Genomic DNA, 16,228 nt, shown 5'->3' with positions numbered 1-16,228 from the left:
CTGCCGATCGTGCGGTGGGAGGAGCAGCGCCGCAACCGGAGGGCCGCTCGCAGCGGTGGAGGGACCCGAAGCGGTCGGTCAGCGACGGCGGAAGAGGTGCCGCAGGGTGCCATGCGGCGCGTCGGCGGCGACGGCGTCGGCCGCGATGGCGTTGTCCAGGTCCCGGGCGGCGGCTCCGGCCGCCTCGGCGGAGCGGGGCAGCATGGTCGCTTCGTAGTCCCGCAGAGCCGCCTCCGGATCGGCATGGCGCGTGAGGGAGGCAGCGAGTTCCCAGCCGTCGAGCAGGGCGAGATCGGCGCCCTTGCCGGAGAACGGCGTCATCAGATGCGCGGCGTCCCCGAGCAGCGTCAGGCCCGGGGTGTGCGGCCAGGTGTGCGGCACCGGCAGGGCGAACAGCGGCTGGTTGAGGAATCCGCCGTCGTTCTCCCGCAGCAGCGTGAGCAGGGCACTGTCCCAGTCGGCGAAGGATTCGAGCAACGCGGCGCGCATGTCCTCGGTGTCGTGGACGTTCACGCCGCGATCCAGCATCCAGTCCTGCGAACCGCGGAAGGCGATGTACGCGCGGATGTGGTCGCGTCCGTCGCGGTGATCGCGGTGGGCGATCAGCCCCTTGGCGCCGGACAGCGCCAGCATGCTGCCGTCGCCGACCAGCCGGGCGACGGCCGGGTGGCGGGCGTCGACGTCGTCGAAGCCGACCTCCACGAAGGTGACGCCCGAGTAGTGGGGGGTGTCGTCCGTCAGCAGGGGCCGCACCCGGGACCAGGCGCCGTCGGCACCGATGACCAGGTCGAAGGTCTCGGTGTGACCGCCGTCGAAGACGGCCTTGTGGGTGCCCTCGCCCAGCGGGTGGAGTGTGCTCAGGTACCGGCCCCAGCGGACGGTCCCGGGGGCGAGGGAGTCCAGCAGCAGACGGCGCAGGTCCGCGCGGCCGATCTCGGCCGGCTCGTCCTCGCCGTCGTCGGGCAGCTCGCGGTGCAACAGGGTCCCCGTGCGGTCCAACAGCCGCGTCTCCCGACCTCCCGGGCAGGCGATGGCGCGGAATTCGTCGTCGAGCCCCGCCGCGAGCAGGGCTGCCCGCCCGGTGGCCGCCCGCAGTTCCAGCGTGGCACCATGCGGGCGGGCGTCGGCGGACTCCTCACGCTCGAAGACGGTGACCGGCCGGCCCTCCCGCTGGAGGACGCGGGCGCAGAGCAGGCCGCCGAGGCCGCCACCGATGACCGCGATCCGGGGAGTGCTGGGGTTCATGTCGCTCCTCAACTGTGGGAATGCGGCAGGGCGTCGGCGTGTCCGAGCTGCCGTGCCGAGCGGCCCCGGCCGCCGTCGGGCGGGCGGCACGCCGCCGCGAGCCGCCCTTCACCCGAGCACGACGAAGGCCGAAATGGTGCAACGACTCCCCTTTTGTATCGCCGAACACGCGTCACCTCCGCGGTGACACCCGCGGCCGCCCCTCGATCAGACCCGGAGGAGGCGTCGGAGGCGACCGCGGAGCGATCGGCATTCCGGAGGCTTCGAAGGGCGAAGCCGGGGAAGGCGGGAGGACGAGGGTGGCTCACCGCCGGCGCACCGAGGGCTCCTGCGCCGACGCGAGGTCAAAACCCCTGATCCGCGGCCTTGGCGGCCACCAGGGGGCAAAACGGATAGTTGACCGTTCCGTACACCTGTACTTGCAGTTTTAGGTATGCCTAACCTAATGTAACGACGCGTGTCCACGACAAAGTCAGCTGCCACAGCACCCCCCGTGCCCGGCACGCACACCACCGCGAAGACCTTGCGGCGCATTCCGCTGTTCGCGGTCGGGGTCTGCGCGCTCGCGGTCTGCGCGGCCCTGAGCCTCGCCCTCGGCGCGCGGTCCGTGCCGCTGTCCACGGTGATCGATGCCCTGTCAGGCACCGCCCACGGGCGGGACGCCATCGTGGTCACGGGCCTCCGGCTGCCGCGGACCCTCGTCGCGCTCGCGGTGGGCGCTGCACTCGGTGTGGCCGGAGCGGTCGTCCAGGGCATCACCCGCAATCCGCTCGCGTCACCGACCACCCTGGGCATCAACGCGGGCGCCGGCTTCGCGGTGGTCACCGCCATCTACGCGCTGCACCTGACACGCCCCGCCGAATACCTCTGGTTCGCGTTCGCCGGCGCGGCGGCCGCCGCACTGTTCGCCCAGGCCCTCGCCCGGCGCGCAGGCGACCTCGACCCGGTACGCCTGGCACTCGGCGGCACCGTCCTCCAACTCGTCCTGCTCTCCTGGACCTCGACGGTGATGCTGGCCAGCAAACGGTCCCTGGACGAGGCCAGGTTCTGGCTGGCCGGTTCGCTGTCCGAACGCCCCCTCTCCGTGCTCTATCCCGTGCTGCCGACCCTGGTGATCGGCCTGGTCGTCGCGCTGGCCATCACCCCGGCGCTCAACGCGCTGGCGCTCGGCGACGATTCCGCGCAGGCACTCGGCGTGCCGGTGGCCCGGATCAGAACGGCCGGCGGCCTCGCCGTCGTGCTGCTCGCCGGATCCGCGGTCGCCGTGGCCGGCCCGCTGGCGTTCATCGGCCTTGCGGCCCCGCACCTCGTACGCCAGCTGTTCCGCTCCTCCGACCACCGCATCGTGGTACCCGGCTGCCTGATCGCGGGACCGCTGCTGCTGCTCACCGCCGACATCCTCGGACGGGTCGTCATCCGCCCCTCCGAGCTGCAGGTCGGCATCATCAGCGCCTTCCTCGGCGCGCCGCTGCTGGCGCTGCTGGCCCGGAAGGTGGCCCGATGACCGTGGGGACCAAGCTCTCCGCCGCCCGGTCCGCCGGGCGGCGCCCCGCCGCGCACCGCACGCCCCTGCTCGCCCTCGGCGGCGTGGTGGTGCTCCTCGCCCTGATCACGGTCTCCGTCGCCAACGGCGATATGCCGCTCGCACCGGTCGACGCGGTCAAGGGCCTGCTAGGGCTGGGCGATCCAGGCACCGTGCTCATCGTCCAGGAGTTCCGCGCCCCGCGCATGGCCGCGGCCGTCGTCGCGGGTATCGGCCTGGCCGTGGCCGGCACGCTCCTCCAGCGGCTGTTCCGCAATCCGCTCGCCTCTCCCGACGTGATGGGCGTGACCGGCGGCGCCTCGTTCGGCGCGGTGGCGATGCTGGCCACCGGGGCCTCGCAGGCGCTGATCCCGCTCGCCGCGCTCGGCGGCGGGCTGCTCGCCGCGGTCTTGCTTGCGGTGTTCGCCTGGCGCGCCGGGGTCAACGTCACCCGGCTGGTGCTCGTCGGGCTCGCCGTACAGGCGGGGCTGGCCGCCGCGGTGAACTTCATGGTCGTCAGCTTCCCCACCGAGCTGGCCGGTTCCGCGCTCCAGTGGACGACCGGCTCGGTCTACGGGCGGACCTGGACCGAGGTATGGGTCGCGGGTACGGCGGTGGCGCTGGCCCTCGCCGTCGCCTTCCTGCTGCACCGCCGGCTGGCGGTCCTGGACCTGGGCGACGACTCGGCCGGTGCGCTCGGCCTGCACACCAGCGCCGCCCGCCTCCAGGTGCTGGTGACCGCCGTGGTCCTGGCCTCGCTGGCCGCGGCCCTCACCGGCCCGGTCGCCTTCGTGGCGCTGGCCGTACCGCACATGGTGCGGTTCGCCGCCGGACCGCCGACCGCCGGGACCCTGGCGCTCTCCGGCCTGGCCGGCTCCATCCTGCTGCTCGCCTCCGACCTGGTGGCGCAGCATCTGCTGCCGGTGAGCGGACTGCCGGTCGGGGTGGTCACCGCCACCCTGGGCGCGCCGTGGCTGCTGGCCCTGATGATCCGTCAGAGCAGTTCCGTCAACAGGAGTGTCCGATGACCGTCAACCAGCTCTCCACGCACGGACTCGACCTGCGCTACGGCGACCGGCTGATCGTCGAAAACCTCGACCTGGTGCTGCCCGGCGGCGCCGTCACCGCTGTCGTCGGTCCCAATGCCTGTGGCAAGTCGACCCTGCTGCGCGGTCTGACGCGGCTGCTGGCGCCGTCCGCCGGCACCGTCGCGCTGGACGGCGCGGACATCCACCGGATGCCGGCACGCGCCCTCGCGCTGCGCATGGGTCTGCTCCCGCAGCAGCCGGTGACGCCGGACGCGATCACCGTCGAGGCCCTCGTACGGCTCGGCCGCTATCCGCACCAGCGGCTGCTGAGCCCCTGGTCGGCGTCCGACCAGCAGGCCGTGGAGGAGGCTCTGGCGCGGACCGGCACCGACGTGCTGCGCGACCAGCCCGTCGACCAGCTCTCCGGCGGCCAGCGGCAGCGCGCCTGGATCGCCCTCGCGTTGGCCCAGGACACCGACCTCCTCCTGCTCGACGAGCCCACCACCTTCCTCGACCTGCGGCATCAGCTCGATGTCCTCGACCTGGTCGCCGCGCTGCACGCCGAGGCGGGCCGCACCGTGGTGATGGTGCTGCACGACCTCGGGCAGGCCGCCCGCTACGCGGATCATCTCGTGGTCCTCAAGGACGGGCAGCTGGCCGCGGCCGGCGCCCCGGCGGATGTGCTCGACGCGGAGCTGGTCAAGTCCGTGTTCGACGTGGACTGCCGGGTGATCCCCGACCCCGAGACCGGCACCCCGCTGGTCGTACCCAAGGGCCGGGCGGTGCGGCACACCGCCGTCTCCGCCTGACCCTCCCGCTCTCCCCCACGAGCACTGTCCCGCGCTCGAAAGAGCGTCAGTCTCCGCTCCCCCTAAGGAAACCGACACCCTCATGTTCAGCAGATTCACTTTCCGCGGTATCGGCCGGCTGATCGCCGCGCTGCTCGCCGTCGTCCTGGGCACCGCCGCGCTGGCCGCCTGCGGCGGCGCCAAGTCCTCGGACGACGCCGCGAAGGACGGTGCCGGCTCCGGCGCCTTCCCGCGCACCGTCAAGGACGCCATGGGCGGCGCGGAGATCCCCGCGAAGCCGAAGCGGGTGGTCGTTCTGGACACCGGCGAGCTCGACGACGTCACCACCCTGGGCATCACACCGGTCGGCGCGGTCTCTCCCCACATGAAGACCGAGGGCGGCTTCCCCGCCTACCTCAAGGACGAGATCAAGGGCGTCACCGACGTCGGCCCGCTGCTGGAGCCGAACCTGGAGAAGATCGCCGCCCTCAAGCCCGACCTGATCCTGTCCTCCAAGGTCCGGCACGAGAAGATCTACGACAAGCTCAAGGCCATCGCGCCGACCGTCTTCACCGAGACCACCGGCGGGCCGTGGAAGGCCAACCTGAAGGTGCACGCCAAGGCGCTGGGCCTGGAGAAGGAAGCCGACCGCAAGCTCAAGGCGTACGAGACCCGCGCGAAGGCCCTGGGCGCGGCCATCAAGAAGAAGTACGACGGCGAGATGCCGTCCGCCTCGGTCGTGCGCTTCGTGGCCGGGCCGACGCGGCTGTACCAGAAGTCCTCCTACAGCGGCGTGGTCCTGAACGACATCGGTCTGGCCCGCCCCAAGTCGCAGAGCTCCACCGACCCGGTCAAGACGATGCTCGACGTCAGCCCGGAGGAGATCGACAAGGCCGAGGCGGACATGGTCTTCGTGACCGTCGCGGACGACCCCGACAAGACGCAGAAGAAGGACGTCACGTCCAACCCGGTCTGGAAGGACCTGGACGCCGTCAAGGACCACAAGGTCTTCGACGTGCCGGACGAGACCTGGATGTCCGGCATCGGCATCCAGGCCGCCGAGCACATGCTCGCCGACGTGGCGAAGGCCACCGGCGTGCAGCTGCCCAAGGGCTGAGCCCCCGGGGGTGGGCCGCCGTCCCCACGGCCCACCCCCGCTCCCCCTCCCGTCCTCCCCACGCACCACCCCCGATCCGAAGGCGCCCCGCTCATGCGGATGTATCTGCTCGCTCTCAATCCCACCGACTCGGTCACCGACGGCTTCCTGCCCGCCGCCACCCGCCTGGGGCTGACGGTCACGATCCTCACGGACCAGCCCGAGGCGCACCGCCGGGCCTGTCCGCAGACCGAGGTCCTGGAGTGCGACGTCCACGACTTCCGCGCCGTCATCAGCCGCATCGCCACCCACCACCGCCCCGACGCGGTGTTCACCAACAGCGACCACCTCCAGACCCAGGCGGCTCTGGCCGCCGACTACTTCGCTCTTCCGGGCAAGGACTGGCGGGCCGCGCTGCGCGCCAAGAACAAGGCCGAGATGCGGCGCCACCTCGCCGCGGCCGGCGCCGACACCGTCCGGTCCGCGGAGCTCGCCGCCGGCCAGGACCCGGCCGCCCTCGCCGCCGCCGGCCTGCCCTACCCCTGCGTCGTCAAGCCCCGCGAGGGAGTGGCGAGCGAGGACGTGACGCTGGCCGCCGGTCCTGAGGAGCTGGTGGCACGCGCCGAGGAGATCCAGGCACGGCGCCCGCAGGCCGCGCTGGTCGCCGAGGAGTTCCTCGCCGGTGAGCTGTACACCCTGGAGACCCTCGGCGACGGCCGGGTACGGCACGTCCTGGGCGGCTTCCACACGACCGTCTCGGCGCCGCCGGCGTTCATCGAGGAGCGGCACGACTTCGTCGCCGCGCACCCGGAGCAGGTCCGGGCGCAGGTGCTGGCCCAGCTCGACGCGCTGGGCGTGGGGTTCGGGGCGTGCCACACCGAGTTCGTGGTGCACGAGGGCCGCGCGCGGCTGATCGAGGTGAACTACCGCGCCATCGGCGACCAGTGCGATCTGCTCCTCGCGCAGGTCCTGGACATCCCGCTGTTCGAGCACATCCTGCGGACACATCTGGGCGAGCCGCTGCCCGCCGACCTCGGTGAGCGGCGCGACGGTGCGGGCCGGCTGGAGTACGCCCGCGCGGGCCGGGCCGGGACGCTCACCGCTGCGCCCGGCGCCACGGACCGCACGGTGGACGGTGTCCGGCTGAGCTACCGGCCGCTGCGCCCGGTCGGCTCGGAGCACCCGCTGTACCGCACCAACCGCGACTACCTCGGTGTGCTGCGGGCCACCGGCACCGACGTCGGCGCCGTGGACCGCGCGTCCAACGGCTTCTTCGCCGCCGAGCGCTGGGAGATATCGTCATGACCGCCCCGCTCGACACCGCCGAGGACCTCGGCGTGGATCCGGCCGCCGGCGCGGACGAGGAGACAGGACTGCTGCGGCGCGTGCTCAGCGCGCTGCTGCGCGAGGACGTCGTCGGCCTGCGCAGCCGGAGCACACTGCTGGAGCGGCCGGACGGCCCCTGGCTGCGGCTTCCGGCGGACCCGGCGGCCGCGGCCCTGCTGCTTCCGCTCGGCGAGGACGGCTACCAGAGCACCTATGCGGCGCGGCTGCCCCTGGTGGTCCGCGAGGCCGACGGCGCCCGGCTGACCACCACCGATGACGTGCTCGCCGCGCTGCGCGCACTCGCCGACCCGGCCGACCACGAGGGTTTCGACGCCTTCGCCGAGGAGTGCCGGCAGACCCTGGCGACCATGCGGCTGCACAGCCGGACACGGGACGAGACCGACGCGGAACTGACAGAATGTCACGGATCGGACCCGGGCGCCTGGTCCGGCCTGTCCGGCGGCCTGGCGTACGACACGCTGGCCGCTCGGCTCGACCACCCCGTCTACCCCACCGCGCGCGGCCGGTCCGGTCTGGACGAGCGGCAGCTGCGTTCCTACGCACCGGAGTTCCACCCGCGTTTCGCACTGCGCTGGCTCGCCCTGCCGCGCACAGCCGTGACCGTGACAGGCGGCGAGGCGGCACTGCCCGACTTCTGGCCGACGCCCGCGGCGCTGGGCCTGCCGCATCTCGACGGCAGCCATCTCGCGCTGCCCGTGCACCCGTTGAGCCTCGGCGACCCGCTGTGCGACGCCCTGCGCGAGACCGGCCTCGAACAGGACGCGGTGCTGTCCGAGCGCGCGCTGCTCTCCGCGGTGCCGACCCTGTCGATGCGCACCGTGGCGCCGGACGCCGATCCGCGTCTGCACCTGAAGCTGCCGCTGGCCACGGCCACGCTCGGGCTGCGCAACCGGCGGACCATCAAGCCCCGTACGCTCATCGACGGCGCGGCGGGCCAGCGGCTGCTGGAGACCGTGCTGGCCCGTGAGCCGCGGTTCGCTGAATCGATTCTGCAGGCCGACGAGACCGTCTACGCACACGCCGAGCACGAGCTGCTCGCCGTGCTGTGCCGCCGCTACCCGGACGGCCTCGACGGCAGCGCCGTGGTGCCGATGGCCGCCCTGCTGAGCCGGGCCCCGGGCGGCAGGCCGGTCATCGACCATCTCGCCGAGCGCTTCTACGACGGTGACCCGCTCGCCCTGCTGGACGCCTGCCTGGCCCTGCTCTTCGACTGGCAGACCACCCTCTTCGGCTACGGCATCGCCCTGGAGTCCCACCAGCAGAACATCTCGCTGGTACTGGACCGGGTGTCGGGCGCGACGCGGCTGCGGCTGCTGTTCAAGGACAACGACGCCCCGCGGCTGCACACCGCCCGCCTGCGGGAGACCCTCGGGGACGACGCCCCGGACCCCAGCGCCTTCGCCGACCCGCGGATCTTCGTCGACAGCGACCGGCCGATCCTGGACATGTTCGCCACGATCACCGTCCATCTGTGCGCGGGCTCCTACGCCTTCGGCCTCGCCCGGGAGGGCCGCGCCCCCCTCGCACGACTCCTCGGCCTGGTCCGCGAGAGACTCGCGCAGGCCGTCGAGCGGCAGGGCACCGCCCCGGGCGAGCCAGGCGCCGCGCTGCGCGCCCATCTTCTGGACGCACCCGACTTCCCGGTCAAGGCGATGGTCAGCGCCGGGACCCTGCTGTCCAAGGAACGCTCGGGCGCCGCCGACATCAACAAGCACTACACGACCGGCCCCAACTACCTGCTTTCCCCGGGAACTTGCTGATGATCACCGCTACGCGACGGCGCCAGGCCGCTCCGGACGCCGTCGAGACCAAGCCCCGCCCCGCTCTCGCCCGACGCCAGGTCCATGCCGTGGCGGGCTGCTACTTCGTTGCGTCCTTCGCCGCCCTGGGCCTGCCGCCCTACCTCACCGAGATCCTGCCCGAGCTGGGTGACGGCGCCGCCCGCTGGGCCGGGCTGCTCTACATCGTCCCCACCATCTTCGGCGCCATCGGCGCCCCCCTGTGGGGGCGGCTCGCCGATCGCTTCGGGCGCAAACGGCTGTTGCTGCGGGCGCAGTTGGGGCTCGCGGCTGCATTCCTGCTGGCCGGCTGGGCGGACTCGATCGGCACCTTCGCCGCGGCGCTGTGCCTGCAAGGAGTCCTGGGCGGCACCTTCGCCGCGTCCAACGGCTACCTGGGCGCGGCGCTGGAGGGCAACGCGCTTTCCCGGGCGCTGACGCTGATGCAGGGCAGCGCCCGCGCGGCGCTGGTCTTCGCACCGATCGTCGTCGGCTCGCTGACTCCGTGGCTGTCCCCGCACCGCCAGTACGCCCTGCTGGCCGTGCTACCGCTGGCCGCGGCCCTGATGCTGGCGGCGCTCCCGGAGCCGCCCCGGTCCCCGGTCACCGCGCCGGCACCGGACAGGTCCGCCGGGCAGGCCGAGGCCACCGAGTCGGCCGAGGTGGCGATGGCCGCGGAGGCCGCCGCGGCGCGGCCCGCACGGCGCGCCCGGTTCGGCTCGCTGCGCACCCTGTACGCGCTGGAGTTCGCGTTCGTGTTCTCCACCGTCATCTCCTTTCCGTACCTGATCTCCCTGATCAAGGAGCGGATCCCGGGGACGGGGCCGATGGTGTCCGGCGTGCTGTTCGCCCTGCCGCACATGTGCTACCTGCTCGCGGCGATGGCGGTGCACGCCGTCTTCCGGACCCGCCCCCGCCTCGGCATCGCGCTCGGCTTCGGCTGTATCGCGCTGGGCCTGGCCGGCCACGGCGCCGCCGACTCGCTCCCGGCCTTCATCGCCGTACGGCTGGTGCTCGGCGCCGGCCTCACCCTCGGTCTTGTCTGCCTTTCGGTACTGGCCGCGGACTGCGCCAAGGGCCGTGCGCCCGGCGGGCTGTTCGGCTCGATCGAATTCTTCTCCAAGGCCGGCGCGGTCGCCGCCGGCGTGGCCGCCGCGGTCGGCAACGACTGGTTCGGCCCGTCCGCACCCGTCCTGACCGGCACCGCGATCGCCGTGGTCACCGTGCTCGCGACCGCCATCCCCGCTCTCTCGCCCCGTCTGCCCCGCACCCGCTGGAGCCCTCGATGCCCTCGATGACCAATTCGCCCGGCACCGCCCCGGCCCCCGCCTCCCCCGCAGGTCTGCCCACCGCCGACCACGTCGTGGCGCACACCCTGCTGAACTGCCTGCTCCGAGAGGTCAGCGGGCCGGAGCACCAGACCGCCGTCGACACCGGCCATCTGCTGATCAGGCTCCCCCGGCGCGGGGTGCTGCTGCGGGTGGCACTGCGCCGTACGTCGCTGCTCGGCGCGCACCGCTTCACCGGCCCGGTGACCGAGCAAGCCGACGGCGGCTGGGCCGAGGTCGGCTGGGGCCGGCTGGCCGAGTACGTGCACGCGGAGCTGTCGCTGCGCACCGGCGTGGCCAACGACGAGTTCCTCGCGCAGATCGCCTCCAGCCATCAGGCCGTCGCGGCCGCGCTCGCCACGCGCGGCGTACCGCGGCAGGCCGGCACCGACCGCGAGGACGAGGGCTGGCTCGCCGCCTACCTGGCCTCCGAGCAGGCGCTGCTCTTCGGCCACCGGTTCCACCCCACCCCCAAGGCCCGGACCGGCGACGCCGCGTCCTGGCAGTCCTACGCGCCGGAGGCCGGGGCGTCCTTCCCGCTGCTGCTGCTCGCCGTCCGCGACGAGCTGATCGCCGAGGAGGCCGCCGAGGCCGGCGCCACCGCGTCCCTGGACGCGCTGCGCAGCGACGTACCGGACGGCTTCCGGCTGCTGCCCGTCCACCCCTGGCAGTACGAGTTGCTGCGCGACCACCCGGGCCTGCGGGAGGCGCTGGACCGGGACGACATCCGGGTACTGGGGACCGGCACGACGCCGTTCGCCGCGACCGCGTCCGTGCGCACACTCTTCGACGGCGCATCCTTCCTGAAGTTCAGCCTGAACGTGCGGATCACCAACTGCCTTCGTAAGAACGCCAGTTACGAGCTGTCCGGCGCCGTCGCACTGACCCGTCTGCTGGAGCCGGTCCTGACCGACCTGGCCGCCCGCTTCCCCGGCAGCGCGGTGCTCCGCGAGCCCGCGTACCGCAGCCTCGCGCTGCCGGGACCGGACGGCCGGCCGGAGACCGAGCTGCTCGAAGGGTTCGGCGTCATCGTCCGCGAGGGCCTCTCCCGCCGGCTGCTGCCCGGCACCACCCCGCTGCTGGCGGCCGCCGTCGCCGACGAGTACCCGACCAGCGCGGGCCATGTCTCCCGCCTCCTGGACGGCGCCGGGCCGCAGGCCGCGCTGGACTGGTGGACGGCGTACCTCGACCTGCTCCTGCCGCCGGTGCTCGCCGCCTACTTCGACCACGGCGTGGTCCTGGAACCGCACCTGCAGAACGTGCTGGTGTGCGTCGACGGCGACGGCATGCCCGCGCAGGTGCTCTTCCGCGACCTGGAGGGCACCAAGCTCGTCCCCGAACACCACACCGACCTGCTCGCGTCGCTGCCCGAGTCGATCGCGGGGCCCATGACGTACGACGCGCAGCGCGGCTGGGACCGCGTCGTGTACTGCCTGCTGGTCAACCACGTGGCCGAGATGCTGGCCGCGCTCGCCGATCTGCACCCGGGCATCGAGGCCGAGCTGTGGGCGCAGGTGCGCCGCACCCTCCAGGCGCACGCCGACCGGCACGGCTGCCCGCCGAGGCTGGCCGCCCTGCTGGCCGGGGTGCCGCTGCCCGCCAAGGCCAATCTGCTGACCCGCTGGGAGCGCAAGGCCGACCGGGAGGCCGGTTACGTCCCGCTGCCCTCGCCGCTCGCCGAAGACGTCCTGTCCGGCGCCGTGCGGACCGACGACACCACCCCCTGGAGCGCACGATGACCCTCCCCACGCCCGCGGTCCGCGCCCGTGTGACGGCGCTGCGGCCCGAGGAACTGCCCGCCTACCTCTACGACCTGACGGCGCTGCGCGAGCACGTGGCCGGGGTGCGGGCCGCGCTGCCCGAGCGGGTGGAGCTGTACTACGCGGCCAAGGCCAATCCGGAACCGGAGATCCTGTCCGCCCTGCGCCCGTACGTCGACGGCTACGAGGTGTCCTCGGGCGGCGAGCTGGCGCACGTCGGCAAGGCCGTACCCGGTGCGCCGCTGGCCTTCGGCGGCCCCGGCAAGACGCCCGCGGAGGTCGCCCAGGCGCTGGAGCTCGGCGTGCAGCGCTTCCATGTGGAGAGCGTTTACGAGCTGCACATGCTCGCGGACCTCGCCGCCCGCCTGGCCCCTGACCGCCGGATCGCGGTGCTGGCCCGCTTCAACCTCTCCGTCGACGACGGCTCGCTGGACGGCAGCTCCCTCGCCATGGGCGGCCGCCCCACCCCCTTCGGCCTGGACCCGGCGCAGGCCGACGAGGTCGTCGCACTGCTCACCGACGGCACCTACCCGCACCTCGAACTGCGCGGAATCCACGCCCACTTGGCGAGCGGTCTGGAGGCTCCCGAGCAGCTCGCCGTCGCCGGCGCCATCGTGACCTGGTCCGTACGGCTCGCCGAGCGCCACCGCATCACCCTGCCTGAGGTGACCATCGGCGGCGGGATGGCCGTCGACTACGCCGAGCCCGAGGCCCGCTTCGACTGGGCGGCGTTCGGTGCGGGACTCGACCGGCTCGCCGCCGCGCACCCGGGGCTCACGCTGCGCATCGAGCCCGGCCGCGCGCTCACCGCCTACTGCGGCTGGTACGCCACCGAGGTGCTGGATGTGAAGCGCAGCCACGGCGAGGATTTCGCCGTGGTCCGTGGCGGCACCCACCACCTGCGCACACCGGCCACCAAGGGACACGACCAGCCCTGCACGGTGCTGTCCTCCGACGAGCCCTGGCCGCACCCCTGGCCCCGGTCTGCGGCCGAGGGCGACCGCGTCACCGTCACCGGCCAGCTCTGCACGCCCAAGGACGTCCTCGCGCGTGACGTGCCGGCACCGGGGCTGCGGGCGGGCGACCGGGTGGTGTTCGGAGTGGCCGGTGCGTACGCCTGGAACATCTCGCACCACGACTTCCTGATGCACCCCCGCCCGGGCTTCCACTTCCTCGGCAGTGCGGAGGACGCCTGAGATGCTGCGCCCCAACGAGGTCCGGCGCAGGCTCGCCGCGGGCGAGGAGGTGCACGGCCTGTTCAGCACCGTCCCCGACACCGCGATGGTCGAGATGATCGGCTGCGCGGGCTACGACTTCGTGATCCTCGACTGCGAGCACACCCTCGTCGACCCGCAGCAGCTCGAGCATCTGATCCGGGCCGCAGAGACGACCGGGCTCACCCCGTTCGTCCGCGTCCCGGAGGCCGATCCCGGCGCGATACTGCGCGCCCTGGACGCCGGGGCGATGGGCATCGTCGTGCCGCACGTACGCGAGCGCGCGGACGTGGACGCCGCCATCAGGGCGGCCCGCTACGCCCCCGAGGGCATGCGCTCCCTCAACGGCGGCCGCGGTCCCGGCTTCGGCCGGATCGACCTGCCCACGTACATCGAGCGCGCCAACGCCGAGATCATGGTCATCGCGCTGGTCGAGGACGCGGAGGGCGTGACGGCGATCGACGAGATCCTCTCCCCCGGCGGCGTCGACCTGCTGCTGCCGGGCCCCGGAGACCTCTCGCAGTCCTACGGGGTCCCCTGGCAGGTCCGCCACCCCCGCGTCCAGGAAGCCGTGCGGACCCTCCGCGCCGGCTGCGCCCGTCACGACGTCCCGTTCTGCGCGATGTCCACCACGCCGGAGCGCCGCGCCGAGTGGCACGCCGACGGGGTGCGGGCCTTCGTCCTCGGCGAGGACCGGGATCTCACCGCACGAGCCCTGCGCGGACAGCTGGACCGGGCGCTCGGCGGGAGCTGACCGCCACGTCACCACCAGTAGGCGGGGTACACCGGGGCCTTGCGCCGGACGCGGGAGGCGGCGTACCCCGTCATCACCAGCAGGACACAGGCGCCGACCAGCGTCGCGAGGAACTCCAGCGGTTCCGGGCCCTGCAGCACCACGATGACGGCGGTGCCGCACGCGGGGCTGTGCGGTGTGCGGGCGATCATCGTGGCCGCGAGGGCGAGGCTGCCCGCGACGGCGGCCGCCCACGGGGAGCTGCCGCACACGGCGAGGACCCCGAAACCGATCCCCGCGCAGAGCAGATGTCCGCCGATCACGCTGCGCGGCTGCGAGAGGGGCAGTGCGGGCGCACTGTGCACGAGGGCGGCGCTCGCGGCCAGCGGGGCTATGAAGACCGGCTCGTGTATCAGTGCGCCGATGCCCACCAGCGCCAGCAGTACCAGCGCCGCGGCGCTGACGATGAACAGCGCGGTCGCGGGCGGGGGCGGCGCCGGGGCCCGGCCGGCCAGCGGACGGACCGCGGACGCACGGGAGGCGGCCGTCGGCGCGGGGGCGGTCGCCGCGCGGGCAGGCGTGGCCGGCGCGGGGGCGTGATCGAGGCTCATACGACACTTCTGGGCTGTGCCGGCGCGGTAGGGGCCGGCGGGGCGGGCAGGAGGAGAGGTCCGGTGCTGCAGACGACATCCACACGCACACCCCCGTGGTCCACGGGAATCCGACCGTACGCAAACGCCCGGGTTTCGGGCCGCGCAGTCCGTTCGAATTGTAACCTTCGCAGCTCACAGCCCTGCGGGAGGGGGTGAGAGCGCCGACGGGGGCAACGCCGGACGGCCGTGGCCGGTGGCACGGCCAAGGGCACGCAACACCATCAGCGGTACCTCACGGGCCCGCCGCCGGGGCTTGATGAGTGGCACAACCCGGGCGCACGCGACGGCGTCGTCCCGCCCGGGGCAGGCGACGAAGGAGCTGAGCCGGAGATGGCCGGGAACACCGCATTCATGATCGCCGGAGCCGGTCTGGCCGGCGCGAAGGCCGCGGAGACGCTGCGCGCGGAGGGCTTCGACGGGCCCGTCGTCCTGCTCGGCGACGAGCGGGAGCGGCCCTACGAACGCCCTCCGCTGTCCAAGGGCTACCTCATGGGCACCTCGGAGCTGGAAGGCATCTACGCCCACCCGCCCCACTGGTACGCCGAACACGACGTCGAGCTGCGCCTGGGCACCACGGTCACCGGCATCGACCCGGCCGGGCACACGGTGGCCCTCGACGACGGCAGCCGGCACGGCTACGCGAAGCTGCTGCTGACCACCGGCTCCGCCCCGCTCCCCCTACCGGTGCCAGGCGCGGACTTCGGCGGGGTCCATTACCTGCGCCGCCTGGCGGACAGCGACGCCCTCAAGGAGACCTTCCGCGCCGCCACCCGGATCGTGGTGATCGGCGGCGGCTGGATCGGGCTGGAGACCACGGCCGCCGCCCGCGCCGCGGGAGTCGAGGTGACACTGCTCGAGATGGCCGAGCTGCCCCTGCTGCGGGTACTGGGCCGCGAGGTCGCGCAGGTCTTCGCCGCGCTGCACACCGACCACGGCGTCACCCTGCGCTGCGGGGTCCGGGTCGCGGAGATCACCGGAACCGACGGCCGGGCGGACGGCGTACGGCTGGCCGACGGCACCCGCATCCCCGCGGACGCGGTCGTGGTCGGCGTGGGCATCGCTCCGTGCAGCGGCCTTGCCGAGGTGGCCGGTCTCGACGTGGACAACGGCGTCCTGGTCGACGCGCAACTGCGCTCCTCCCATCCGGACATCCACGCCGCCGGCGATGTCGCCAACGCCTTCCATCCGCTGCTGGGCCGGCACCTGCGGGTCGAGCACTGGGCCAACGCGCTGCACCAGCCGCAGACCGCCGCCAGAGCCATGCTCGGCCAGGACGTGAGCTACGACCGGTTGCCCTACTTCTTCACCGACCAGTACGACCTGGGCATGGAGTACACCGGGCACGTCGAGCCCGACGGTTACGACCAGGTCGTCTTCCGCGGCAATCCCGAGGCCCGCGAGTTCATCGCCTTCTGGCTCGCGGACGGCCGCGTGCTGGCCGGCATGAACGTCAACATCTGGGACGTCACCGATCCGATCCGCGCGCTGGTGACGAGCGGCCGCAGGATCGACCCGGGCCGCCTCGCCGATACGAGCGTGCCGCTGGCCGATCTGCTGGACGCCCCCGGCACGGCCGCGTGAGGGCAGGACCGGGAGCGCGCTCGACGAATCAATCGATCTTGAGCCTTTTACTCGGACGGCTCACGGGCAGGAGGCCGGTGCGGGGGAATCCCGGTGGATGCGCCCATGAGGTCTCCGGGACGGCCGGTCCGGGATCCGACGCACCATGGAGGGGC

Annotated in this window: 13 protein-coding genes; 11 read left to right on the top strand and 2 right to left on the bottom strand. The window is 73.3% G+C overall.

All coding sequences use genetic code 11. The features are described from left to right. Positions 1 to 78: 78 nt before the first annotated feature. Entirely contained in the window at positions 79 to 1,245 is a 1,167-nt protein-coding gene (locus ACGFZW_RS28825) for an FAD-dependent oxidoreductase (RefSeq protein ID WP_393896165.1), read from the bottom strand. A 493-nt stretch (positions 1,246 to 1,738) separates the two neighbouring features. On the opposite strand from ACGFZW_RS28825, the gene ACGFZW_RS28820 reads away from it, so the two are divergent. From ACGFZW_RS28820 to ACGFZW_RS28775, 10 genes are all read left to right on the top strand, one after another. Beyond that, a complete protein-coding gene (locus ACGFZW_RS28820; protein WP_393896164.1) occupies positions 1,739 to 2,749 on the top strand; it encodes a FecCD family ABC transporter permease in 1,011 nt (336 codons plus the stop codon). Then, positions 2,746 to 3,795, top strand: coding sequence for a FecCD family ABC transporter permease (locus ACGFZW_RS28815; RefSeq protein ID WP_393896163.1), 1,050 nt, complete (start codon positions 2,746 to 2,748; stop codon positions 3,793 to 3,795). Before ACGFZW_RS28820 ends, ACGFZW_RS28815 begins: the two co-directional genes overlap by 4 nt. Beyond that, positions 3,792 to 4,604 carry an ABC transporter ATP-binding protein gene (locus ACGFZW_RS28810; protein ID WP_393896162.1) on the top strand — a complete coding sequence of 271 codons (813 nt, stop codon included), beginning with the start codon at positions 3,792 to 3,794 and terminating at the stop codon, positions 4,602 to 4,604. The genes ACGFZW_RS28815 and ACGFZW_RS28810 overlap by 4 nt, the downstream gene beginning before the upstream one ends. Before the next feature lie 82 nt (positions 4,605 to 4,686). Beyond that, on the top strand, positions 4,687 to 5,700 hold the full coding sequence (locus ACGFZW_RS28805; RefSeq protein ID WP_393896161.1) for an ABC transporter substrate-binding protein: 1,014 nt from the start codon (positions 4,687 to 4,689) through the stop codon (positions 5,698 to 5,700). A 93-nt stretch (positions 5,701 to 5,793) separates the two neighbouring features. Beyond that, a complete protein-coding gene (locus ACGFZW_RS28800; protein ID WP_393896160.1) occupies positions 5,794 to 6,984 on the top strand; it encodes an acetyl-CoA carboxylase biotin carboxylase subunit family protein in 1,191 nt (396 codons plus the stop codon). Further along, positions 6,981 to 8,786, top strand: coding sequence for an IucA/IucC family protein (locus ACGFZW_RS28795; protein WP_393896159.1), 1,806 nt, complete (start codon positions 6,981 to 6,983; stop codon positions 8,784 to 8,786). Before ACGFZW_RS28800 ends, ACGFZW_RS28795 begins: the two co-directional genes overlap by 4 nt. Then, complete coding sequence (locus ACGFZW_RS28790) at positions 8,786 to 10,102, top strand: MFS transporter (protein ID WP_393896158.1); 1,317 nt, start codon at positions 8,786 to 8,788, stop codon at positions 10,100 to 10,102. The genes ACGFZW_RS28795 and ACGFZW_RS28790 overlap by 1 nt, the downstream gene beginning before the upstream one ends. Then, positions 10,090 to 11,871, top strand: coding sequence for an IucA/IucC family protein (locus tag ACGFZW_RS28785; RefSeq protein WP_393896157.1), 1,782 nt, complete (start codon positions 10,090 to 10,092; stop codon positions 11,869 to 11,871). The genes ACGFZW_RS28790 and ACGFZW_RS28785 overlap by 13 nt, the downstream gene beginning before the upstream one ends. Then, complete coding sequence (locus tag ACGFZW_RS28780) at positions 11,868 to 13,088, top strand: type III PLP-dependent enzyme (RefSeq protein WP_393896156.1); 1,221 nt, start codon at positions 11,868 to 11,870, stop codon at positions 13,086 to 13,088. The genes ACGFZW_RS28785 and ACGFZW_RS28780 overlap by 4 nt, the downstream gene beginning before the upstream one ends. Position 13,089: 1 nt before the next feature. Then, a complete protein-coding gene (locus tag ACGFZW_RS28775) occupies positions 13,090 to 13,860 on the top strand; it encodes an HpcH/HpaI aldolase/citrate lyase family protein (RefSeq protein ID WP_393896155.1) in 771 nt (256 codons plus the stop codon). An 8-nt stretch (positions 13,861 to 13,868) separates the two neighbouring features. On the opposite strand, the gene ACGFZW_RS28770 is transcribed toward ACGFZW_RS28775, so the two are convergent. Then, positions 13,869 to 14,450, bottom strand: a complete 582-nt coding sequence (locus ACGFZW_RS28770) for an HPP family protein (RefSeq protein ID WP_393896154.1) — start codon at positions 14,448 to 14,450, stop codon at positions 13,869 to 13,871. A gap of 372 nt (positions 14,451 to 14,822) precedes the next feature. Between ACGFZW_RS28770 and ACGFZW_RS28765 the strand changes: the two genes are divergently transcribed. After that, positions 14,823 to 16,073 carry an NAD(P)/FAD-dependent oxidoreductase gene (locus ACGFZW_RS28765; protein ID WP_393896153.1) on the top strand — a complete coding sequence of 417 codons (1,251 nt, stop codon included), beginning with the start codon at positions 14,823 to 14,825 and terminating at the stop codon, positions 16,071 to 16,073. The last annotated feature ends 155 nt before the right edge of the window (positions 16,074 to 16,228 follow it).

Origin of the sequence: Streptomyces sp. NPDC048248 (assembly GCF_043201875.1) — a bacterium.
Classification (GTDB): domain Bacteria; phylum Actinomycetota; class Actinomycetes; order Streptomycetales; family Streptomycetaceae; genus Streptomyces.
Note: the sequence above shows the minus strand (reverse complement) of the source record. Positions and strands in the feature narration are given on the sequence as shown.